Raw genomic sequence first — 22,810 nt, 5'->3', positions numbered from 1 at the left:
CCTCATCAATTGCCGCTTGGCAGATGGTCAAAATCGGGGCGGGAGTATAGCAGCAAGGCAAGAGCGGCCCCAGTACTGAGGCCGCGAATGACGCAGGCAAGACGGTCAGCGCGTCATGCACTCGGCGGTATCTAACATGCGATTGGCAAAGCCCCACTCGTTATCAAACCACACCAACAACTTCAGCAAACGCTCGCCGCTGACCCGAGTTTGGGTGGCATCCACCACCCCCGAGCGTGGGTCCTGATTAAAGTCGATGGAGGCGTGAGCTTCGTTGGCAATGCCCAACACCCCAGGAAAACGCTGCTCGGCAGCACGCGTTAGCTGCTCATTCACCGCTTCCACCGTGACCGCTTGCCTGAGCTGCAAACTCAAATCCAACGCCGACACATTAATGGTCGGCACCCGCACATGCAGGCTTTCCATGCGGCCATCCAAATGTGGCAGTAAGCGCGCGATGCCCTTAGGCAGGCCGGTATCGACGGGAATAATGCTTTGCCCCGCGGCACGGGTACGACGCAAATCCGAGTGATAAGCATCTATCACGGGTTGATCATTCATGGCCGAATGAATGGTGGTGGTGACCCCAGCTTCAATGCCCCAGATTTCATCTAACACCGTCAAAATGGGCAATAAACAGTTGGTTGAGCATGAACCGTTAGAAACGATGCGCTGCTCCTCGGTCAGGGTGTCATGGTTAAGGCCATAAATAATGGTGTTATCCACATCGGCATCGGCCGGGTTAGAAATCAGCACCTTGCGCGCACCGCGCTGCAAGTGCACCTCGGCCTCGGCACGGGATTTGATCTGGCCGCTGCACTCCAACACCAGATCGATATCTAACGCCTGCCAGTCAAGTTGCTGCGGGTCGGCTTCGTGGCGCATGCAAATGCGATCGCCATTGACCATCAAGTGGCGTTCATCCGCCACACTGACGGTACCCGGGAAGCGGCCATGGGTGCTGTCGTAGCGCAGCATGTAGCTGATGGAGTCGATGTCCGCCAGCTCGTTGATGGCCACCACCTGAAGGTTCTGGCGATAGCCGTTGGCATAGAGGGCGCGAAGAATGCAGCGGCCAATACGGCCAAAGCCATTGATGGCGATGCGCGTGGTCATACTGTTCACCTTATTAAGCAGGCCATCATTGTCGGGGATTAGACCGTGTCAGGTAAAGCACCCTTGATTTAGCGCAAGCTTCTGCGTCTTACTGCGACACCCTGTCACACGCCAGCTCGGCGCTGTTTTTTTATAGTGGCGCCGTTTTTATTGGCGGATCCTATTTATGCGCGGCACTTATCTTAGCTTTCCCCTCATGCTTGGTTTTCCACTCATTGTTGCTCCTTTGCTGGCCACGGCACACACCGATCTTAGCCCGGTGGTGATTACCGCCCCCAGCTCAGAGACGGCGTTGCAGGTGTCAACGGACCCCAAAGCCGCGCGCCAGCCCATCCCGGCGCACGACGGTGCCGATCTGTTAAAAACCATTGCTGGCTTTAGTGTGATTCGCAAAGGGGGTGCCGATGGCGACCCAGTATTGCGTGGCATGGCCGGCTCGCGTCTTGGCATCTTGGTGGATGGCGATACTCTGCTCGGCGGCTGTGGCGGCCGCATGGATCCACCCACCGCTTACATCTACCCCGCCGCCTACGATGACGTGGTGGTCATGAAAGGGCCGCAAAGTGTGCGCCATGGCAGCGGCCATAGCGCCGGTGTGGTGCGTTTTGAGCGCGACCTGCGCCCTGAATCTGGCTTGCACGGTTACCTCAGCGCCGTGCAAGGCAGTGCCGATCGCAGCGACCAAATCGTCAGCCTCAGCGGTGCACAGGCGTTAGGTTACGTACGCTTGGACGGCAGCCGCAGCGATGCCAACAACTACCAAGATGGCAACGGCAATGAGGTGCACTCGGCTTATCAGCGCTGGAGCGGCGATATGACACTGGGTTGGACCCCTTCCACCCACAGCCTGCTGCAGCTCACCACCAGTCGCAGCGATGGCGAAGCGCGCTACGCCGATCGCGGTATGGATGGCGCCGCCTTTGAGCGCGAATATCACCAGCTATTGTGGCAACAGCAAACGACATCAGGGCCTCTGCAACAGTGGCAATTGAGCCTCTACAACCATTACATCGACCATGTGATGGATAACTTTTCGCTGCGCGCGAATACGGGCAAAAAGATGGTCAGCAACCCAGACCGCCAGACCCGCGGTGCTCGCCTTGAGTTTGATTGGCAGCAGCACTGGAGCCTTGGCTTTAACTGGCAGGATGACAGCCATCGCCTGCGCAAAGCCATGCACATGATGAACACCCCAGACATAGACACAGTCGCACGCCAGCACAGCATCGATCATGAGCAAGCCGGGGCGTGGCTGGAATACCAGCCAGCCGGTGAGCAAGGGCTTTATGCTGGGCTCCGTGTTGATCAGCACAAGGCCTTTGATCGGCGCCGCAACAAAAGCACCAGCGGCGATCAGCAGCAGCAAACCCTGGTGAGTGGTTTTGCGCGTTACCAGAGCGTTTGGAATGAGCAGCTCAGCAGCTATGCCGGCATCGGCCATAGCCAACGCAGCGCTGATTTTTGGGAGCGCACCCGCAGCCCAGGGCAGCCCGACCATGACAGTACCTTTGACGTCAACAGCGAGCACCTCACCCAAATTGACTTAGGCGGCCATTGGCAACAGGCGGAACTTAAGGGCTCTGTGTCGGCTTTTTATGCCTGGCATCAAGATTACATTCTGATTGAGCAACTACCTGACGTCAGTGCGTCTGCATCTAACGCACGCTCTATCGATGCCCGCAGCTGGGGCCTGGAAAGTGATTGGCAGTATCAGCTCAGCCATCGTTGGCATGGCTTGGCCACCCTGGCTTGGGTGCACGCCGTTAACGACACAGATAGCCGACCACTGGCGCAGCAACCCCCTTTAGAAGCTCGCCTCGGACTCAGCTACCGTGCTCGTCAGTGGAGCAGCGGTCTGTTACTGCGCTTGGTGGATGATCAAAATCGCGTGGCCATTGGCCAAGGCAATATTGTGGGTCAGGACATTGGCAAAACGCCTGGCTTTGCCGTGCTGTCCGTCAATGCCAGCTGGCAACCGCTAGCGGCAGTTACCTTAAGCGCTGGCATCGATAACCTGTTTGACCGTGCCTATGGCGAGCACTTATCCAAGGCCGGCGCTGAGCTTGCCGACTACACCGTCACCACTCGAGTAAATGAACCGGGCCGCACCGCTTGGCTGAAAGGCGAGTGGCAGTTTTAGACTCCAGAGCTAGACCTCCAGAGCTAAAAGTACAGCCCGGGCTGCTCGCCGGTGCCGCCCGCCATCAAGCGATCAAACTGGGGCTTGTCATGCTGAATCCACAGCTCGGCTCCGGTTTCTTTAATCAGCTCATCGAGTTTATCGAAGGAAGCGCGGGTATCACCGGCATCGGCATTAAAAGATGGCACTGCGCGCTCATCGTGATTGCGCTGAAAATGGTACAAATCACCACTCAGCACCACAGGACCATGCTGTTCTAGCTTCAGCAGCAGCGATTGATGGCCCGGGGTATGCCCAGGGGTGCGCACAATCACCACCGAGCCGTCGCCAAACACATCGTGATCGCCATTGAGTTTTTTCACCTTGCGCAGACGGTTGTAATCGCCTTGCTTAAAACCGTATTGGCGCGCTTTTTTACCCGTCGACACCTTGTGCTCACTGCGTTGCACCAACCAAGTGGATTTAGCAAAGGCATTGGCGTTGCCCGTGTGATCCGAGTGCAGGTGCGACAGCGCTAAATAGTCGATTTGCTCCGGGCTCACGCCCTGCTCTTGCAGCTGGCCCAATAAGGTTTTTGTCATCGACACGTGAAAGGCGCCATCCCACATCTCTTTGCCATCGGGCAACTTCGCCAGCTCATCAGTCATGCCGGTGTCCCATAGCAGTGTGCCCTCTGGGTGGCGTACCAGATAGCAGCTGTTGGCCAAGACTTTTTCCGTGCCGGTTTCTATGTTGCTATTAAACATGGAGACATTGCGACTGACTAAGGTGCCGCAATCAAGCACTTGCACCGATAAACCTAGTTGAGCCTGGGCGTTCGACCAAGCCAGGCAAGCACAAAGAAAAGGAACTAAAGCACGCATTGGAGCCTCCATGCGATAAGAATGAAGGCCCAGATTGGGTTATCCAATTTAAGACATCAACCCCACGGCGCGTATTGAAACACGCCCCACATCGCGGAGCACATGATGGAGCAACCACCTGAATTACACCAGCAACAAGAGCATGGGATTCACTGCCCCTATTGCGGCGAGCCGTTGACCATTTTGGTCGACCCATCCGAGCCGCAGCAAGAGTACATTGAAGACTGCCAGGTATGCTGCCGGCCCATGGTGGTCAGCGTTGAGCAAGACTGGGACGGCGACATCCTGGTTAATGTGCGTGATGAAAACGAGGCTTAGTAGTCAGGAGTTCACATGCTTGCAGTGGGCCATCCAAGTTCTCTGGCGAGGCGTGCCTCGCCGGTAATGGTGGCTCCATTGGCACGCGACAGAACGAAGCCAGAGCGCTAAACGCGCGCCGCTAATTGACTGAACAGCTCCAAATCCACACTGTCGCCTTCAAACTCCAGCTGCGCTGGCAAATAGCCTTCATGAACAAATCCCAGTTCCTGGGCCAGCTCTAGATGCCTCGTCGCCTCGCGGCGCAGGCGCACTTCGATGCGGTGCAGCCCCAGCTCACGATGGCAAAACGCCACGACTGCCGGCACGACTTGCTGCATATCGGCGAGCGCCAAGTCGTCATCCAGCTCCCACCACAACTGCGCCGACAGCGTCATCCAGTTGATGTGCTGCAAGCCAATGCGGCCACGCAGCTGGCCTTGCTGTTCGATTAGCCAGCAGGCGGCTTCACGCGATTGAAAACGCAGTGCCCAGCGGCGCAAATCATCCAGTGCTTGAGCGCTCACATCGAGGGGCAAGGCCGGCAAATGGGCGCGGCGGCTGGCGTCTTTGAGCAGCTCATAGACGGCATCGCCGTCTTCATCCGTGACCGGTAAGCGCAGCTGAAAATCGCCCGCGGTAAAATTCCAATTCATGATGATTCCCCCGGTGCGTGGAAAGATTTTTCTAGGTTTTGACCCGGGTTATCTTGCTCGCCCAAACGCCCTGGCACAGGCTTGGCCTCCGAGCGCAGCAGATGAAACTGCTCAACATCGGCAAAGCGATTATCGCTGCAGCGCCAGCCATCGCGCAAGGTGGCGGTATGCTCAAAACCGAGCTGCTGCAGCATGGCTTTAATGGCCTCAGCCTGCCCAGCCACCCACTGATAGCCAAAGTTGCGCAGGTGATACTTGCTGGCCAAGAAGTCCATACAGACCTGCAAAGCGGCGGCGCGATGTTCATCTTGCAAAGCCGGTAAGCCATCCACTCGCAACATGGTGCGCAATGCCGAAGGCTGCCAATCGTAAGCACTGACCAGACCCAGCAACTGGCCGTCGATTTCCAGCGCCCACATCATGCCGCGCTGGGTGGCCGCCATTTGCACGCTCAACTCGATCATGCGTTCGATTTGCTGCTGCGCTTGCTCTGATTGCGGGTCCAATGGCCGCTGGCCAGGCAACTCGGGGTGCTGATACAGCTCAATGATGGCGGCGATGTCGCTCGCCTCTAGCGGACGCACCCGGCCGCCGGCAAAGGACAATTCGGGAGTAAACTTCATGCGATTCCTATTGGTAGACTGATCTGGCACCGCGGCGACGCATTAATATTCGTCGTCACCGCCATAACCGTGCGCCAGATTTTCAAAGCGGGTGTATTTACCAATAAAGGCCAGTCGATCGCTGCCAATCGGGCCGTTACGGTGCTTACCTGTGATGATTTCCGCCACGCCTTTATCGGGCGTATCTTCGTTGTACACTTCATCGCGGTAAATGAACTGAATGATATCGGCGTCCTGCTCGATGGCGCCCGATTCACGCAAGTCAGACATCACTGGACGCTTGTTAGGCCGTTGTTCCAGCGATCGGTTCAACTGCGATAGCGCCACCATCGGGCAGTTAAATTCTTTCGCAATGGCTTTCAGTGTGCGCGAGATTTCTGAGATCTCTTGCGTCCGGCCTTCAGATGGCCCTGACACCCGCATCAGCTGCAGGTAGTCGACCATGATCATGCCCAAGTCATTGTTGTTTTCGCGATACACCTTACGCGCCCGGGCACGCATCTCTTGCGGCGTCAGTGCCGGTGTGTCATCGATGTAAAGCGGTAAATCTTTGAGCATATTGACCGCCGCCGACAGCTTGGGCCAATCCTCTTCGATCAGCTTGCCACTACGAATACGGGACTGGTCGATGCGCCCCAGCGACGACAGCATCCGCATGACGATGGATTCCGACGGCATCTCCATACTGAACACCAAGCATGGGCGCTTGGTGGCCAACAAGGCGTTTTCCACCAGGTTCATCGAATACGTGGTTTTACCCATGGATGGACGCGCGGCGACAATGACTAAATCCGCCTTTTGCAGCCCGGAGGTGCGCGAATCGATGTCGGTAAAGCCCGTGGTGATGCCGGTTAGGCCGTCGGGCTGGTTGAACATTTCATCGAGCTGATCGAGGGTGTTCTTAAGGATTGGCCCCACGACTTGCGGGCCACCGTCTTTGCGGTTGCCTTCGGCAATTTGTGCAATCGCCTTTTCCGCATCCGACAGCAAGGTGAGCGAGTCGGCACCGTCGGGCTCGTAGGCACGCTGCATCATGTCGCTGGCGGCTTCGATCAAGCGCCGTTGCTGCGCCCGCTCGCGCACAATGGTGGCGTAAGCGGCGCAGTTGTCGATGGCTGGCGTCATATCAACCAGCTGACTCAAGTAAGCCGCACCGCCAACTTTTTCCAGCTGCGAGCGCTCTTCCAGCTCTTCGGCCACCGTGACCACATCAAGTGGCTGTTCTTGCGACACCAAATGGGTAATGGCGCGGAATATCAGCCGATGGTCATGGCGATAAAAATCGTTGTCGTCGAGACTTTCGGACACATCCTCCCAGGCGCGTTCGTCCAGCATCAATGCGCCTAACACAGATTGCTCAGCTTCAACGGAATGCGGTGGGGTACGCAGAGATGCGCTTTCGTGCTCGTCGTTCATAACCGTGTCGATCACCAAGTGATGGGAAAATGAAAGGCAAAAAAAAGCACCATTGGGGCAGCCCAATAGTGCCTTTTCCTGCATCATCTGTCACGACTCATGGCCGTGACAGAACGACTTATTCAGCTACAACGTGCAGCTTCAGAGTCGCTTCCACTTCTGCGTGCAGGTGGATAGCAATGTCGTATTCGCCAACGTTGCGAATAGGACCTTGTGGCATACGAACTTCGGCTTTCGCCAGTTCAACGCCTGCTTCTGACGCCAGCTCAGCGATGTCACGGTTGCCCAGAGAACCGAACAGCTTGCCTTCATCGCCCGCTTTAACGGCAACAGACAATTCGATTTCTTCGATTTTCTCTTTGCGTGACTCAGCAGCTGCCAGTTTTTCAGCAGCGGCTTTTTCAAGATCAGCGCGACGTGCTTCAAACTCAGCAACGTTTGTTTTGGTGGCAGGTACGGCCTTACCTTGTGGGAACAGGAAGTTGCGCGCGTAACCTGGCTTAACGGTTACTTGCTCACCCAGTTCGCCCAGCTTGGCGATTTTTTCCAGCAGAATAATTTGCATCTTCAATTCCTCATTACAGGGCGCGGTTAATCATCCGACGCCGTGTCTTTTAGTCGCGCACGGATGTCCATCAGACTGTCCAGCAACGCTACGAAAATTAGTAATGTGTACATGTATGGCCCGAAGAACAGCAGGCTGAGGTAGGTGACCGTCAACCAAATCGGACTGGCAGCGGTTTTCGCGACCGCGCCATGGATAAGCGCCAGCCCAGCCAGAAACAAAGGCACCGTTAAAATCGGCACCAGCCCGGCGAACTGAGGCTGTAACTGCCCGGCCATCAACAGCACCAACACACTTGGTACTGCCACTGCCGCGGGCAACCGCAACTGCTTAAATTCAGTGCCAAACCCAGCTGGGTTGTATAAGGCACTCTGCCAGTAGCGTCCCAATAACAGACACAGGTTAATGATCAGTACAAACAGTGCCGCCAGCCCACCACTGATCAAGGGGGCTACGAAGGGCGTGACTTGGGCCAACGCTTCAGGCTGACTTTTTAACGCCTCCGCCACTGCGGCTTCGCTGTTGCTGACCACCAGAGGCATTACCTCTGACATCAACAACGGCAGGCTCACATACACACCGATACCAAACAGCACGGTGGCACTGATCGCCCAATCTAAGCGTATGGCATTGCGCAAAACCAAGGCCGACAGCGCTGTTCCCAGTGCCGTCAGCAAGGGGGTTGGATCCCCCATGGCCAGCCAAGTAATGGCTGGTAGCGAAGCCCACATCAATACCTGGCTACCTTCGCTCAGGCCCTGACGCAGAATCACCAACGCAATGATGGCCGCACCCACCCAGAAGGCTAGCGGCACGGCTAACGCAACTCCGGCCACCACAGTTGCCTGTGTGCGACCGGACATGGCCCATTGAGCCAGTGCTTTCATCACTAAAATCCTAATTCGCTGCCTACGTTGACGCGGCTGACGCCGTGAACGGCGCAGGCAGCTTAGAACTTACTTGTCGTGCTGATCCGTGTACGGCAGCAATGCGATGTAGCGCGCGCGCTTGATCGCAGTAGACAGCTGACGCTGATACTTAGCACGGGTACCAGTGATACGGCTTGGTACGATTTTGCCAGTTTCAGTGATGTAGCCTTTCAGAGTATCCAGATCTTTGTAGTCGATCTCAGAAACACCTTCAGCGGTGAAACGGCAGAACTTACGACGACGGAAAAAACGTGCCATGACTAAAACTCCTATTACTCTGCGCTTTCGTCAGCAGTAGATTCTTCTGCGTTCGCTTCAGTAGCGTCCGCGGCTTCTTCAGCTTTTGGCTCAGCTGCACGCTCTTCGCTGCGAGCTTCGCGGCGACGATCTTCACGGCTTTCAGCCGCTTTGATTGGTGACAGCTCAGTCACAGCTTCATCGCGACGAATAACCATGTTACGCAGAACCGCATCGTTGTAACGGAAGTTAGTAGTCAGCTCATCCAGCACTTCTTGTGAACATTCAACGTTCATCAGAATGTAGTGTGCTTTATGGATGTCGTTGATTGGGTATGCCAGGTGACGACGACCCCAGTCTTCGAAACGGTGGATTTTACCGCCAGCACCTTCGATGCTGTTGGTGTAACGCTCTACCATGGCTGGTACTTGTTCGCTTTGATCTGGGTGTACCAGAAAAACGATTTCGTAGTGACGCATTGTCAACTCCTTATGGGTTTATAGCCTTCCGGCCCATCCGGTAAGGCAAGGAGTCTGCCGCCGGCAAGCCAGCGGCAGATAAAGGGCTGCGGATAGTAGCAGAAGGCTCATAGCGGTTCAATAAATAACCACCCTGTGCTCTTTATGAAGATCTCGGCTGCCAACAACGCTTTGCAGTGGCGCTTTCCATTCGCCCTAAAATATACGCTCGGTCACAGAGCTGCGACATCCCGTCACAGGCTTGCCACGCGCAACTGACGTAGGCTATGCCGTATCAGTTGTGCTGATGATCTGCGCTGGCTATGAGGGTGGCCGGCGCTTTTTTTATCCCTATCGCCACCCGCTTGCCTCACTCATTACGCCTAAATCAGAGGTGCCCCAGGCTTGGCTTTAATGCACAACGGCCTTCGCTGTGACTGCAACATGATCAAGCGTAAGCTTGGCGTTCTTTCGCTCAAAATATAAACGATAATCTATATCATTTGCATAAGTCTTTGTATTAAACTCCTCAGCCCTAATTTGACTGATTGGGGCTGTCGCTCAATGCCATCTTCTCGCCTGTCTGTACATCAACTGCTGTCCTGCCTGTGCTTGCCCGTGCTCGGCGCTGCTACCCACGTGACGGCGAAAGAGCCCGGCCATGCTGATTTAGAAACCGTCACCGTCACTTCAGGCAGTGCCCCTGAAACTTCCATCGACGTGGCAGACACCGGGTTCAACCTGAGTGCCATCGATACGGCGGAGTTTTTTAACTTCAGCAAAGACTTGCAGCAAATTCTCAATAGCAGCCCCGGCATTATTGTCCGCCAGCGCGGCGCACTGGGATCGGACTCAGAGCTGTCGATTAACGGTTTGTCGGGCAACCAAGTGCGCTATTTTCTCGATGGCATTCCGATGGAAGCGTTCGGCAGCGCGCTGCGCATTGGCGATCTGCCCGTTAACGTGGCCGAGCGCTTGGATGTGTACAAAGGCGTCGTACCCATTTCGCTCAGTGCCGACGCTCTGGGCGGTGCGGTAAATATTATTACCCCGGCAGGCAATGAAGATTACTTTAACGGCGCCGCCAGCTACGGCTCCTTTAATACCTTGCGCAGCTCTTTTAACAGTCAACACAGTCATAGCAAGAGCGGTGCATTTGCACGCCTCAGTGGCTTTTTTAACCACTCGGATAATGACTACGAAATCGATAATGCACCGGTCACCGACGAGCTAGGCAACGTGCAACAAAGCGGCAGCGTGCGCCGTTTTCATGACGCCTACCGCTCACACATGCTCAGTGCCAAGTTGGGGCTGGGCCATCGTACCTGGGCCGATGAATTATCACTGGGCCTAACCAGCGCAGTGAACCGCAACGAGCTGCAGCACCCCACCACCACGGTGAATCAGGTGTATGGCCAGTACCACAGCACCAACCGCACTTGGTTGTCGACCCTGGTGTATAAATTCAGCGGCGATGACTTTGCCCTCACCAGCTATTTGCTCAAGGGCCAAGTCGACGAGTCCTATGTCGATACCGCGTCGCGCCGTTATCAGTGGGATGGCTCTTACACACCAAGAAGTGAGCAACTGGGCGAAGTGGGCAATCGCAGCCGCTTAACCGTCAGCGACGATTTACTGCGCGCCAACTTTTCTGGCCGCTATCACCTAACCGATCAGTTCAGCCTTGGCAGTGCTTTGTCGTTTAATCGCACCGACCGCTCCGGCGATGACTCACTGCAACCCGACTCCACCCTATTAGCCGGTACCAATCAGCTCACCAAGAGCGTATTCGCCCTAGATAGCAGCCAGACATTTTTTGATGAGCGCTTGCGCAGCACGGTGTTTTGGAAGCACTACGTCTATGAAGGAGAAGTCAGTTCAGTACGCACAGAAAGTTTCAACCAACGCTTTGTCACCAGCAAAGAAACCGGCAGTGCCAACGGCTTCGGCCTAGCGTTGCAATATCAACCCTGGGACAGCACCACGGTTAAATTTTCACGTGAAAAAGCCTACCGCATCGCCGAGCCCAACGAGATGCTCGGCAACGGTCAGTTTGTATTGCCAAACCCTGAGTTAGAACCGGAGCAAAGCACCAACACCAACCTCAGCGCCAACTATGGCGCCATGCTCAATGCCTGGTATTTAGGTGCAGAGATAAACGCCTTTCATCGCGACGCCAGTCACTTTATTTATTACAACCCGTCCGAGGTCATTCGCGGCCGCTACGAAAACTTAGGCGAAGTCCTAGCCAAAGGCTTAGAGCTGTCGACCACGGTCGATTACCAAGACAGCTACAGCGCCCACGTCAATATGACCTACCAGGACATCACCGACCAAACACCGCAGGATTTCGACGGCTCGGAGAATTTGCATCGCGGTGATCGAATTCCCAACACACCTTACTTTTTTGCCAACGCACGCCTGGGTTGGACGCATCATCGCGATAATTTCGACAAAATTTCTATTTATGCCACCAGCCGCTTCGTTAATGAATATTACCTGCGCTGGGAAAGCGATGGCGATAAAGATCAAAAAGACAAAATCCCATCACAAACCTCCTACGACCTGGAGCTGGAATACGTGCTGTCGAACATCGACATGAGCGCCTCGCTCACCGTCAGCAACCTCACCGACGAAGCACTGTATGACAACTTCAAAATCCAAAAGCCGGGTCGAGCCTATTACGTCAAAGTCCGTTTTGCCTACTAACTAAGAGGAAGAACCATGTTTAAGAGAAGCGCATTAACCTTGGCCGTATTGGCCGCCATGACAGGCTGTGGCAGCGATAGCAGCAGTAGCGACAACAGCGGTGATCCAATTACCATGTCATTTAAAGTATCGGCGTCTAACTCTGCTGACCAGATCGAATACTTAATTCAACAAGAAGATCTCAAAACCGACGCCATTTCGGCACAAGGCGCTGGCTACGAGCAAACCAGCTGGAACTTCTACTACGCCGTTGGTGATACCTTATTTATTTCCGGTTACGGCAATAAGGAAATGAACGCTTACCAAGCCAACGATGGCGGCGATCTGGAAAAAATTAATACCTTCTTGTTTGACGAAACGCCGGAAGTCTTTGGTCACATTGGCAGCGAGACATTGCTAGCGACAGACCAGCCACGCAGCGGCGCTCATGTTCCCAGCGTGTTGTATACACTGGATGCGCAAACCGGTCAGGCAACCGCAAAAACGTCTTACACCATTCACCATAAAGACACCGGTGTGCGCGGTGAAGGCACCGTCGCCGCGGCTTCCGGTCTGGCAGTCGAAGGCGATAAATTGTTTGTTGCATTCCATAAATGGGACGACAGCGCCGGCGGCACTAACTATCGCACTGACGAGCAAGATACCGCTTTTGTCGCGGTGTACGATTACCCACTGACCGACAACGCCGAGCCACTGAAAATTATCAGCGATGAGCGCACTGGCCACATTGGCGTTAACGGCAACCCCACCAATATGATTCGCCTGGAAAACGGCGACATTTACACCATGTCTCATGGTGGCGTGGGCGCCATTGCGGCAGGTTTCAGCAGCAACTCAGAAACGCCGTCCGGTATTTTGCGCATTAATAGCGGCGAAACCGAGTTCGACGCCGACTACTTCCTCAATATCAGTGAAAAAACCGACGGCGGACGAATCTTCTGGTTCTCGTCTATCGGTGGCAACAAGGTATTAGCACGCATTCTGACCGCTAACGAAGCCGCCGATCAGGTTTCTTGGTCGGCGTTTGGCAAAGACTTCCACACCATGAAGCTGGTACTGATCGACCTGGAAGAACAAACCGTCACCGACGTGGAAGGTGTGCCGATGCATCAAAAACGCTGGACATCGCCATTGGAAGTCATCGACGGCAAGGTCTACCTGAGCATTGAAACGCCAGACGGCGCACACGTTTACGAATACGACGTGGCCACCAATGTAGCGACCAAAGGCGCTAAAATTGTCGGTAAAACCATCAAAGGCTTTTACGACCTGTAAGAAAACTGCAGCGCTTAAAACAGCCATACAGCGGCCGACTTTACCGGCCGCTATCTAAAATAGCGCCACCAGCGCCAGACGTTCAGCAAACTGATTAACGAGCCAGCAACGTACGTCAGTGTTGCAGCACGCAATATCTGCTTAGCCCCTTGCATATCTTGCTCACTTAAATAGCCCCCCTGTTGCAGCCAAGGCAGCGCTTTGCCAAAGCTGGCATCCCATTCCACCGGCAGGGTCACCAAATGCACCAAGGTTGAAATCAACATCGCCGCAATGGCCAAAATAAGACTCCAGCGTGACAACCCTGGCTGCCACCAAGCCAACAACGGCAGCGCCAACAGCAATACCGGAATGATGCGCTCTGACCACAGAGCCACATGGGCCAGCAAGGTACGCAATCGAAACAGCGACTCGCCTTGCGCGTGTTGCATGGCATGGCCCACCTCATGTGCCGCCACGGCCACTGCGGTGAGCGACTTGCCGCTTAAGTTATCTTTCGACAACCTCACCATGCGCGCACTGGGGTCGTAATGATCGCCGTGCTCAGTGCCTTCTAGGCCCACACCGTTTAGCTGCAGCTTGTTAATAAGGTGCTGTGCCATTTCGCCACCGTTGCCCGGAAAATCGGCTCGCTCACCACTGTGACGTTGCATCACCCGCCGCACCCACCAGCTCGGGCCCAGTAGCAGCGCCAAGATCAGCAACACAAGAATCAGCCAAATCATCGCTGCCACCCGTTATTGAACATGCCTCTATGGTAACGGTCTGATTTGAATGCCGGAACAATCAATCTCGACGTAGGATTACAACGACGTCGCTGGTAATATGACGCGCCCTGTTTGACCCCTGAGGGAAACGCCCTTGAACATCCGCTACGTCGCTTCATCCAAACTGCCCACGCCCTTTGGTGTGTTTACCATGCACGGCTTTGAAGAAACCGCCACCGGCAAAGAACACGTCGCTCTGACCATGGGCGATATTGGCAATGGCGAGCCGGTATTGGCGCGCGCTCATTCTGAATGCCTGACTGGCGATGCACTGTACAGCATGCGTTGTGATTGTGGCTATCAACTAGAAGCCGCCTTGCAGGCAGTGTCGGCGGCTGGGCGCGGCGTGATCTTATATTTGCGCCAAGAAGGACGGGGCATCGGCCTGCTAAACAAGATTCGTGCTTACAACCTGCAAGATCAGGGCGCCGATACCGTAGAAGCCAACGAGCAGTTGGGCTTTGGCGCCGATATGCGCGACTACAGCATGTGCCAGCCGATGTTGTCGCACTTACAGATCGACGCCATTCGACTGATGACCAACAATCCGCGCAAAGTTAAAGCACTGTCATCCGCCGGGGTGGATGTGGTCGAACGCGTGGCGCTAGAGGTTGGCCGCAACCCGCATAACGATGCCTACCTGGCGACCAAAGCCAGCAAGCTTGGCCATATGCTCAGCCATCAGGACGACGAGCCCGAAGGCTGATTTTCCCCCTTGTGCGACGGTGCCGCGGGATCATCATTATGAATATGAATGGCGATATCGTGGCCCTCAAACTGCACCATCAGCTCCTGTAGCTTGCGAATATGGTGCTCAGTTAGGCAGGTGCCCTCAGATAACAGCACCACACCTGCAGGGGATACCAGCGGTCCACTCAGTACCATGCCGGCCTGAGCTTCAGCAATCGGTAAACGCACCTGCTTAGGCGCAAAGCGGCCATCGACCCGCTCTAGCACCTCCATAAAAATGTCCACTAACTCACGGTCGTAACGCTGCCCAGCCATTTTTAACAGGTATTGCTGCGCTTCTGCCGGCTCCAGGGTTTCACCCAGAAAGTTATGGGTGTGCTGCAAATCGACATAATCGGCGACAATGCGCAGCACACGGGCAGAGCGCGCAATCGCAGCGCCAGTGAGCTTGTCGGGAAAGCCTTTGCCGCTGTACAGCTCCATATGCGAGCGAATGATATTGGCAGCCCCCGCCAAAGGCTCATACATCATCAACATCGACTGCCCCCACTCAGGAAAACGGGCATACTCCTGACGCTCACTGATGCTCATCTGCGTCAGCGACTTACTCATCACCTGATCCGACATGGGTACCTTGCCAATGTCACGCAGCAGGGCAGCAATGTAGAGATCCTCCCGCTCCGGTCGACTCATGTCAGCATCACGAGCGAACTCCCGCGCTAGGTGCGCCGCCTTAGCACTGGTACCGCGCTCGCCGCCAATGCGATGCTCAATCAGCGACACCAACATATGGAGCACCGAACGCATATCCTCGCGCAGCTTGCGATTAGAGGCTAACAGCTGCTGCTCGCGCTCACCGACCTTCGCCTCCAGCTGCTCATTGCTGTTCTGCAGTTGCTGGTTCAGACGTGCCAGCTCGTCATTTTGATGAACAATATGTTGATTGAGGGACTGGTTGGCACTGCGCAAGGTACGAATTTCAACCGCCTCCGCCACCAGCTGGCGCAGCTCGTCGTTATCCCATGGCTTGGCAACGTAGCGATAAATTTGCCCTTCGTTGATGGCGCGCACGGCAGATTCCAAGTCGGAATAGCCCGTCACCAAAATGCGAATCATATCGGGGTAATGCTGGCGACAGTGCGCTAACAGATCAGCACCACTCATGCCTGGCATGCGCATATCTGAGAGAATCACGTCGAAGGAGGCCGCATCCAACAGCTCAATGGCCTCGGCGCCACTCGCGGCGGTGCTAACCGCGTAGTGGCGACGCAGCAGCCGCTTCAACGACTGACATACCGCCTCTTCATCATCAACGATCAATACATGGCCTTGTTTTTCAGCGCTTGCATCCAACGACATTGCCTTCTCCAGCGATGATTAACATTGCTGTCAGCATAGCTGATCAGGCATGGCCACTGATGCTGGTTTACAACACCGCCAGCAAGCGCTCCAAGGTTAGGCCAGCATCCGCTTTTTGCTGCGCCACGCTGGCGTGTTCAATAAAGCGATCAGGCAAGCCTAGGGTGGTCACTGGCGTCGTATTGCCATGACGGGCTAAACACTCCAATACCGCACTACCAGCGCCACCAGCAATGACGTTCTCTTCCAACGTTACGAGCCGGTCGTGTTGCTGCGCCATCTGCAGTACCAGAGCTTCATCCAACGGCTTGACGAAGCGCATATCCACCACTGTGATGTCATGCTCGCGTGCGGCTTCCAACGCTAACGACAGCGGCGCGCCAAACGCCAATACCGCAACGCCACCTGCACCCGCTTGGCGCTGACGTCGAACAACGCCTTTGCCCAAGGGCAAGGGAGCCATCTCAGTTTGCAGCTCAGCGTCTGGGCCACTGCCACGTGGGTAGCGCACTGCCGCAGGCCCTGGATACACGTAGCCGGTATGCAACATCTGCCGACATTCGTTTTCATCCGATGGCGTCATCACCACCATGTTGGGAATGCAGCGCAAATAGCTCAGATCAAATGCACCGTGGTGTGTGGGGCCGTCTTCGCCGACCAGGCCGGCACGATCAATGGCAAACAGCACATCTAGGTTCTGTAGCGCGACATCATGAATCAGCTGATCGTAAGCACGCTGCAAAAAGGTCGAGTAAATAGCCACCACTGGCTTGCTGCCTTCACACGCCATGCCCGCCGCCACCGTCACCGCATGCTGCTCGGCAATGGCAACATCGAAGTAGCGATCAGGATACTCCTGCGAGAAACGAATCAGATCAGAGCCTTCACGCATGGCCGGCGTAATGCCCATCAACTGCTCATCCTGCGCGGCTTGATCGCACAACCAATCGCCAAAAATATTGGAGTAAGTCGGGCGCTTAGCACCACCGCTTGTGGATGCTGGCTTCAAGGCATGGTATTTGATCGGATCTTGCTCGGCCGGCTCAAAGCCTTTGCCTTTGCGCGTCACCACGTGCAGGAACCTCGGCCCCGGCAAGTCTTTTAAGTTCTGCAGCTGCAGTACCAGCTCGTTTAAGTCATGGCCGTCAATGGGGCCGTAGTAGTTAAAGCCCAGCTCCTCAAACAAAGTGCCAGGCGCCACCATGCCTTTCATGTGCTCTTCGGTGCGGCGGGCGAACTCCCAGGCTGCGGGGATTTTCTCCAGTACTTTTTTGCTGCCTTCACGCATGGCGGAATAGGTACGACTCGACCAAATACGGGTGAAGTACTTATTAAGCGCACCGACATTGTTCGAAATCGACATGTCGTTGTCGTTGAGGATGACCAGCATGTCGGCTTTTTCATGGCCAGCATGATTCAGCGCCTCAAACGCCATACCAGCCGTCATGGCACCATCGCCAATGATGGCCACCGCATGACGTGGCAATTGCTGCTGGCGAAACGCCAAAGCCATACCCAGTGCGGCGCTAATAGAAGTGCTGGAGTGCCCAACACCAAAAGTGTCGTAAGGGCTTTCTTCGCGCACCGGAAAAGCCGCCGGCCCTTGAGCCGTACGAATGGCCGTCATTTGCTCGCGGCGACCCGTCAGCACTTTATGTGGGTACGCTTGATGGCCGACGTCCCATACCAGACGATCGTCCGGCGTATTAAAGACGTAGTGCAGGGCCACGGTCAGTTCCACGACCCCCAGCCCAGCACCAAAATGACCGCCGGACTGGCCAACGCTATAAAGCAGAAACTCGCGCAGCTCATCATTCAGCTGCTGTAGCTGTGGCAGCGACAGCGATTTCATATCGGCGGGCTGCTCAATGCTGTCTAACAGCGGCGTATGTGGGCGTTGTGCAGGTATTTCGGTAAACATCAGGGGTGTGATCCCGGTCGGTGAATCTGCCGGTCAGGGCGTAAAGGTGGCACATTCTACCGGCTCCGCCCGACCTTGAGTAGCGCTGTTCAGTGATCGCGGTTGATCACGTAATGCGCCAATTGTTCCAGCGTATGACACTGGCCGGGTAAATGCCGCAACTGTGCAATAGCAACGTTCGTCAGTTCACGCGCTTTCTGGCGCGCACCATCAATGCCCAATAGCGCTGGATAAGTGGGTTTATCACGCGCTATATCGGCGCCTTGCTGCTTGCCGAGGGTTGCTGTATCACCTTCGATGTCGAGAATGTCATCCTGAACTTGAAACGCCAGGCCAATGGCATCACCACATAAACGCAGCGCTTGGGCCTGCGCCTCAGACAGATCGCCAGCTGCAGCACCCATCTCCAACGCTGCGGTGATTAAAGCGCCGGTTTTGAACTCGTGCATGCGCTGCAGCTCATCCAAAGTCATCAGCTTACCGACATGGCCAAGATCAATGGCCTGGCCCGCTACCATGCCGGCAGCACCCGCCGCACGCGCTAGCAACTGTAGCCAGCGCAGTTTCAAGGTCTCTGACACAGGGGCCTGAGCTAAGTGCTCAAAGGCAGCCGCTTGCAGCGCATCACCAGCAAGAATGGCCGCTGCTTCATCAAAAGCGATATGACAGGTGGGCTTGCCACGGCGCAAATCGTCGTTATCCATCGCGGGTAAGTCGTCGTGCACCAAGCTGTAGCTGTGCATCATTTCCACCGCCACGGCGGCGGCATCCACGTCTTCCCAGCGAGCACCAGCAGCCTCCGCACCGGCATACACCAGCAACGGACGCAAGCGCTTACCGCCGTTGAGAAGGCCGTAGTGCATGGCATCGGCTAAGCGCTGATCGCCAATATCAAGTTGCGTCAGAGCCTGTTGCAACTGTTGTTGGCAGCGCTGTTGTACCTCGATCAAGGTGTCCTGCAACGTCATTGGTCATCATCATCCAACTGGAAAGGCTGTTCTGTGCTGACACCGTTTTGCTCCACCAATAGTCGCACTCGTTGCTCCGCCTGCGACAAGGTATGTTGGCACTGGCGCGTTAGGGCAACGCCCTGTTCAAACGCCTGCAGTGATTGCTCCAGCGTCAGCTGACCGCTTTCCATCTGCGTCACCAGCTGCTCTAGCTGTTCCAATGCCGTCTCAAATTCAAATTGTTGTGCTGAATCGCTCATATTTTTCTACTCATGGCCGATGAACAACGCTGGCTTTTATGACAGCAAGAGAGCTTTCCGTCTAAGATGCACGCCAGCTTTGTCAGGTGCGGCAACATAACCGTCGGCCTGAGGCGGGTCAACTCAGGTTCGAATGGCTAGGGTAGTATGAGGCTGTTCACTCCTGCGCAAATACAGGAAAGACAGATACAAGCGCCAAGATTGGCTAAACTCTCTCCAACTCATAGATTTATCACAAATCAAAAGGAGCGCTAGTGGATCTCGCATCACTGGTTGGCATTGTGGGAGCCTTTGCCATCGTCGGCATGGCCATGTTCCTGGGCGGCGATATCGGCATGTTCTTTAACGTGCCTTCGGTTTTGATCGTGCTCGGCGGCACACTTTTTGCCGTTATGATGAAGTTCGAGCTGGGCCAGTTCATTGGTGCCATCAAGATCACTGGCAAGGCTTTTGCGTTCAAACTCAGTAAACCAGAGCAGATCATTGAAGAGGTCGTCGAACTCGCCGGCTTAGCGCGTAAGGGCGGCTTGCTGTCGCTCGAAGGCAAAGAAGTCAGTGACGACTTTCTCGCTCGGGGCATTCAACTGCTGGTCGACGGCCATGACCCGGACGTAGTGAGAACCCTGCTGGTCAAAGAGGTGCGCTTATCCAGTGCCCGCCATGATTTGGGGGCTTCTATTTTCAAACAAATGGGCGATGTCGGTCCTGCCATGGGCATGATCGGCACATTGATTGGCCTGGTGGCCATGTTGGCGAACATGGACGACCCCAAGGCCATTGGCCCAGCCATGGCAGTAGCGCTGCTAACCACGCTTTATGGCGCCATGCTTGCCAATATGTTTGCCCTGCCCGTCGCAGATAAACTCAAGCTGCGTAAAGACGAAGAAGACCGGCTCAAATCGATGATCATCGACGCATTGCTGGCCATTCAGGCAGGGCAAAACCCGCGGGTAATTGAAGCCATGCTGCAAGCGTACATTCAGGAAGGCAAACGTACAGGTGGAGATGACTGATGGCCGAAGAAGAAGAGGAATGCCCGGAATGCCCGAGCGTTGCTGCTTGGGTCATGACCTTTGCCGACCTGATGTCGCTGCTGATGTGCTTCTTTGTGTTACTGCTGTCCTTCTCTGAAATGGAAGCGATGAAGTTTAAGCGGCTGGCAGGCGAACTGCGCAATGCGTTTGGCGTGCAAACCATCATCAACGCCAGTGACCCGCCCAAGGGGACCAGCGTGATCGCGCGCCACTTCAGCCCTTCGATACCCGAGCCGACACCGATCAATGAGATTCGGCAAAAAACCAGCGACATCACCAAAAGCTCATTGGAGGTTCTGTGCCAAGATGAAATCACTCAGCAGCAGGAGCGACAGGGTGATCAAGGCGAGATGACGCGTGAAATTGTGGTACCGCAAGAGCAAATCAGTAACGAAGAAGTCGAACAAGAAGCCATGCAAATGGCAAAAGAGCTGGAAAGTGAAATAGCCCGCGGCCAGGTCGAAATTGAGACCTCAGGTAAGAAGATCATCATCCGCATACAACAACGCGGAGTGTTTCGTTCTGGCTCAGACTTTATTGAGGACCGCTTTTTACCTGTGATCGACAAAATCCGCGAGGTACTGGTTACCGTGCCAGGCCGCATTTCGGTGGAGGGACATACCGACGACATCCCGATTAGCGGCGGCCCATTCAGAACCAACTGGAGCTTATCTACGGCGCGCGCGGCCGCCTTTGCTGAAGAGTTGTTTATCGCTCCAGAACTAGACGCCTCACGCTTTCAAATTGTTGGCCATGCAGATAAGCAGCCCTTGGTTGAAAACCTGGATGCTGAATCTCGGGCACGCAACCGTCGAGTCGAGATTGTTATTTTGCGCAGCAAACCCGGCGACGATGACAATGTCCCCGAAATAGAGCCAGAAGATGAGCGCGTTGAAGATGCGGTAAACGCTCGGCCAGAGGACTTTGAGCTCGAACCCAGTGAAATCTTTTAATTCAGCTCGCTAAGGAGTGACAGTCAACAATGGAAGAGAGACGCCGCTATTTTCGCCTAGATGACGAGGTTATCCTAGATTTCCAAGTACTTAGCCGAGATGAAGTATCTGAGCTGGTGCACCATACCAACCAGGTAAAGAGTGAGCTGCAGCAAATCGAACAGGAAATTGGCACCCTGATTTATCAGATCAAATCACACAGCCCACAAGTGTCGCGGCTGGCAGATCTGCTAAATCAAAAACTTAACTTGCTGGCACTGGGTGCTGGCCAAAGCAACAAGCAACGCTCTCTCAGCCAAAGTGAAGCCCGCACACGCATCAACCTCAGTGCCTGTGGTATGGCATTTAATACTGCCGAACCGCTGGAGCGGGATCATCACTTATTGCTGAACATGCAGCTCAAACCATCCAATGCCAATCTCGAACTCAGCGGCCGGGTGGTAGATATCGAATCGTCCGATGAAGACGAACGTCCATATCGTGTGCGAGTCGACTTTGAAGGGCTCACTGAAGCGGAGCAGGAAATCATCATTCAACATCTATTTCAGCTGCAAAATCGCAACTTGAAGGCGCGCCATCAGGAGCATCGCGATGACGCTGAGTGATCTCACGTCATCACAGATCAGCACTGAGCATTGACACAGCCACAGTCTCAAAGTTTGTTACCATAGGGGTTCTGTTGTTCAAGCAAGAGTCACTATGGCTACTCCACGTATTTTTCACCCCTCGCCAATCGGCAAACAAAAGATGATTGAACTGAGCGAGTCCGCTGTGGCTCACCTAGTGCGGGTATTGCGTATGGGGCCAGGTGCACCTCTGCTGCTGTTTGATGGCCAAGGCCAAGAATATGAAGCTCAGCTGCACTCCACCAGCAAAAAAAGTGCAACCGCGGAAATTACTCGTGTTGTACGCCAAGAGCCAGAGCCAGCGCTCACTTTGCACCTAGGGCAAGTAATCTCCAAAGGTGAGCGCATGGACTTCACCATTCAAAAAGCCACTGAACTTGGCATTTCGGAAATTACGCCCTTATGGAGCCAGCGCTGTGAAGTGCGACTGAATCAGGAACGTCTGCAAAAGAAATGCGAGCATTGGCAAAAAGTTGCTCAATCAGCATGCGAGCAATCAGGGCGCTGTCGAGTACCAACGATCCACCCGCCGAAAACTCTGAGCCAATGGACAGAAGCAACCCAAGCTGAATCTAAGCTGGTGCTCCACCCTCACAATCAAAAGCCCCTCCGTGAACAAACAGCACCCAACTCATTGGCGTTACTGGTTGGCCCAGAGGGTGGATTTACCGAAGAAGAGATACGCCAATGCCAGCAACACGGCTTTGACGGTTTGACGCTAGGCCCACGAGTGTTGCGCACAGAAACCGCCGCACTGGCAGCGCTGGCAGTGCTGCAATACCAATGGGGCGACTTCTAACGCCGAGGGCCATTTCCAATAAGCTCGGCTCAGATTTTCCCACACCACTCAACACAAAAAGCCCCATCAGCGCGAGCTGGCGGGGCTTTTAATTAATCGCAGACAAGAAAAAGCCCCGACAGCGTTAGCTATCGGGGCTTTAGGATAAGAGCTTGACGATGACCTAC

General features: G+C 54.9%; 23 protein-coding genes. 9 read left to right on the top strand and 14 right to left on the bottom strand.

The features are described 5' to 3' along the window. Nucleotides 1-105: 105 nt before the first annotated feature. A complete protein-coding gene (locus IE090_RS10220) occupies nucleotides 106-1,116 on the bottom strand; it encodes a type I glyceraldehyde-3-phosphate dehydrogenase (RefSeq protein ID WP_189388285.1) in 1,011 nt (336 codons plus the stop codon). A gap of 166 nt (nucleotides 1,117-1,282) precedes the next feature. On the opposite strand from IE090_RS10220, the gene IE090_RS10215 reads away from it, so the two are divergent. Further along, entirely contained in the window at nucleotides 1,283-3,256 is a 1,974-nt protein-coding gene (locus IE090_RS10215; RefSeq protein WP_189388284.1) for a TonB-dependent copper receptor, read from the top strand. Nucleotides 3,257-3,279: 23 nt separating this feature from the next. Here IE090_RS10215 and IE090_RS10210 read toward each other — a convergent pair whose 3' ends face one another. Then, nucleotides 3,280-4,119: an N-acyl homoserine lactonase family protein gene (locus tag IE090_RS10210; RefSeq protein WP_189388283.1), complete on the bottom strand. Its 840-nt coding sequence runs from the start codon at nucleotides 4,117-4,119 to the stop codon at nucleotides 3,280-3,282. 105 nt (nucleotides 4,120-4,224) lie between these two features. Here IE090_RS10210 and IE090_RS10205 point away from each other — a divergent pair, with 105 nt between their 5' ends. Further along, nucleotides 4,225-4,437, top strand: a complete 213-nt coding sequence (locus IE090_RS10205; protein ID WP_189388454.1) for a CPXCG motif-containing cysteine-rich protein — start codon at nucleotides 4,225-4,227, stop codon at nucleotides 4,435-4,437. Nucleotides 4,438-4,544: 107 nt separating this feature from the next. Here IE090_RS10205 and IE090_RS10200 read toward each other — a convergent pair whose 3' ends face one another. The 7 genes from IE090_RS10200 to rpsF all read right to left on the bottom strand — a co-directional run bounded on the left by IE090_RS10200 (nucleotide 4,545) and on the right by rpsF (nucleotide 9,321). After that, nucleotides 4,545-5,072 (bottom strand): GNAT family N-acetyltransferase, encoded by a 528-nt coding sequence (locus tag IE090_RS10200; RefSeq protein ID WP_189388282.1) that lies wholly within the window; start codon nucleotides 5,070-5,072, stop codon nucleotides 4,545-4,547. Further along, the gene (locus tag IE090_RS10195) at nucleotides 5,069-5,695 is read right to left on the bottom strand and encodes a GNAT family N-acetyltransferase (protein ID WP_189388281.1); all 627 of its coding nucleotides are present in this window, start codon (nucleotides 5,693-5,695) and stop codon (nucleotides 5,069-5,071) included. The genes IE090_RS10200 and IE090_RS10195 overlap by 4 nt, the downstream gene beginning before the upstream one ends. 42 nt (nucleotides 5,696-5,737) lie before the next feature. Next, nucleotides 5,738-7,111, bottom strand: a complete 1,374-nt coding sequence (gene dnaB, locus IE090_RS10190; RefSeq protein ID WP_189388453.1) for a replicative DNA helicase — start codon at nucleotides 7,109-7,111, stop codon at nucleotides 5,738-5,740. Nucleotides 7,112-7,229: 118 nt separating this feature from the next. After that, complete coding sequence (gene rplI / locus IE090_RS10185; protein ID WP_189388280.1) at nucleotides 7,230-7,676, bottom strand: 50S ribosomal protein L9; 447 nt, start codon at nucleotides 7,674-7,676, stop codon at nucleotides 7,230-7,232. 26 nt (nucleotides 7,677-7,702) lie between these two features. Further along, a complete protein-coding gene (locus IE090_RS10180; RefSeq protein WP_189388279.1) occupies nucleotides 7,703-8,563 on the bottom strand; it encodes a hypothetical protein in 861 nt (286 codons plus the stop codon). 69 nt (nucleotides 8,564-8,632) lie between these two features. Then, nucleotides 8,633-8,863, bottom strand: coding sequence for a 30S ribosomal protein S18 (gene rpsR / locus IE090_RS10175; RefSeq protein ID WP_189388278.1), 231 nt, complete (start codon nucleotides 8,861-8,863; stop codon nucleotides 8,633-8,635). Nucleotides 8,864-8,877: 14 nt separating this feature from the next. Then, nucleotides 8,878-9,321, bottom strand: a complete 444-nt coding sequence (gene rpsF / locus IE090_RS10170) for a 30S ribosomal protein S6 (protein WP_189388277.1) — start codon at nucleotides 9,319-9,321, stop codon at nucleotides 8,878-8,880. A gap of 543 nt (nucleotides 9,322-9,864) precedes the next feature. Here rpsF and IE090_RS10165 point away from each other — a divergent pair. Then, the gene (locus IE090_RS10165) at nucleotides 9,865-12,009 is read left to right on the top strand and encodes a TonB-dependent receptor plug domain-containing protein (protein WP_189388276.1); all 2,145 of its coding nucleotides are present in this window, start codon (nucleotides 9,865-9,867) and stop codon (nucleotides 12,007-12,009) included. Between the two features lie 15 nt (nucleotides 12,010-12,024). Continuing rightward, a complete protein-coding gene (locus IE090_RS10160) occupies nucleotides 12,025-13,284 on the top strand; it encodes a DUF4374 domain-containing protein (RefSeq protein WP_189388275.1) in 1,260 nt (419 codons plus the stop codon). A 50-nt stretch (nucleotides 13,285-13,334) separates the two neighbouring features. Here IE090_RS10160 and IE090_RS10155 read toward each other — a convergent pair whose 3' ends face one another. Further along, nucleotides 13,335-14,009: a zinc metallopeptidase gene (locus IE090_RS10155; protein ID WP_189388274.1), complete on the bottom strand. Its 675-nt coding sequence runs from the start codon at nucleotides 14,007-14,009 to the stop codon at nucleotides 13,335-13,337. 136 nt (nucleotides 14,010-14,145) lie between these two features. Here IE090_RS10155 and ribA point away from each other — a divergent pair, with 136 nt between their 5' ends. After that, on the top strand, nucleotides 14,146-14,757 hold the full coding sequence (gene ribA / locus IE090_RS10150) for a GTP cyclohydrolase II (protein ID WP_189388273.1): 612 nt from the start codon (nucleotides 14,146-14,148) through the stop codon (nucleotides 14,755-14,757). Here ribA and nosR read toward each other — a convergent pair. From nosR to IE090_RS10130, 4 genes are all read right to left on the bottom strand, one after another. Next, nucleotides 14,733-16,100, bottom strand: coding sequence for a response regulator c-di-GMP phosphodiesterase, NosR family (gene nosR / locus IE090_RS10145; RefSeq protein WP_189388272.1), 1,368 nt, complete (start codon nucleotides 16,098-16,100; stop codon nucleotides 14,733-14,735). The two genes, ribA and nosR, sit on opposite strands and share 25 nt — an antisense overlap. Before the next feature lie 67 nt (nucleotides 16,101-16,167). Continuing rightward, entirely contained in the window at nucleotides 16,168-18,021 is a 1,854-nt protein-coding gene (gene dxs / locus IE090_RS10140) for a 1-deoxy-D-xylulose-5-phosphate synthase (RefSeq protein ID WP_189388271.1), read from the bottom strand. Between the two features lie 89 nt (nucleotides 18,022-18,110). Continuing rightward, nucleotides 18,111-18,989: a polyprenyl synthetase family protein gene (locus tag IE090_RS10135; RefSeq protein ID WP_189388270.1), complete on the bottom strand. Its 879-nt coding sequence runs from the start codon at nucleotides 18,987-18,989 to the stop codon at nucleotides 18,111-18,113. Then, nucleotides 18,986-19,231 (bottom strand): exodeoxyribonuclease VII small subunit, encoded by a 246-nt coding sequence (locus IE090_RS10130; protein WP_189388269.1) that lies wholly within the window; start codon nucleotides 19,229-19,231, stop codon nucleotides 18,986-18,988. The genes IE090_RS10135 and IE090_RS10130 overlap by 4 nt, the downstream gene beginning before the upstream one ends. 254 nt (nucleotides 19,232-19,485) lie before the next feature. On the opposite strand from IE090_RS10130, the gene pomA reads away from it, so the two are divergent. The 4 genes from pomA to IE090_RS10110 all read left to right on the top strand — a co-directional run bounded on the left by pomA (nucleotide 19,486) and on the right by IE090_RS10110 (nucleotide 22,643). Continuing rightward, nucleotides 19,486-20,244, top strand: coding sequence for a flagellar motor protein PomA (pomA, locus tag IE090_RS10125; protein ID WP_189388268.1), 759 nt, complete (start codon nucleotides 19,486-19,488; stop codon nucleotides 20,242-20,244). Next, nucleotides 20,244-21,218, top strand: coding sequence for a flagellar motor protein MotB (locus tag IE090_RS10120; protein ID WP_229815682.1), 975 nt, complete (start codon nucleotides 20,244-20,246; stop codon nucleotides 21,216-21,218). The genes pomA and IE090_RS10120 overlap by 1 nt, the downstream gene beginning before the upstream one ends. A gap of 29 nt (nucleotides 21,219-21,247) precedes the next feature. Next, nucleotides 21,248-21,823, top strand: a complete 576-nt coding sequence (locus IE090_RS10115; RefSeq protein WP_189388267.1) for a PilZ domain-containing protein — start codon at nucleotides 21,248-21,250, stop codon at nucleotides 21,821-21,823. A gap of 94 nt (nucleotides 21,824-21,917) precedes the next feature. Next, nucleotides 21,918-22,643 (top strand): 16S rRNA (uracil(1498)-N(3))-methyltransferase, encoded by a 726-nt coding sequence (locus IE090_RS10110; RefSeq protein ID WP_189388266.1) that lies wholly within the window; start codon nucleotides 21,918-21,920, stop codon nucleotides 22,641-22,643. Nucleotides 22,644-22,810: the final 167 nt, after the last annotated feature.

Source organism: Bacterioplanes sanyensis (assembly GCF_014652515.1).
Taxonomy (GTDB): domain Bacteria; phylum Pseudomonadota; class Gammaproteobacteria; order Pseudomonadales; family Oceanobacteraceae; genus Bacterioplanes; species Bacterioplanes sanyensis.
This window is presented reverse-complemented; position numbering and strand designations above follow the sequence as displayed.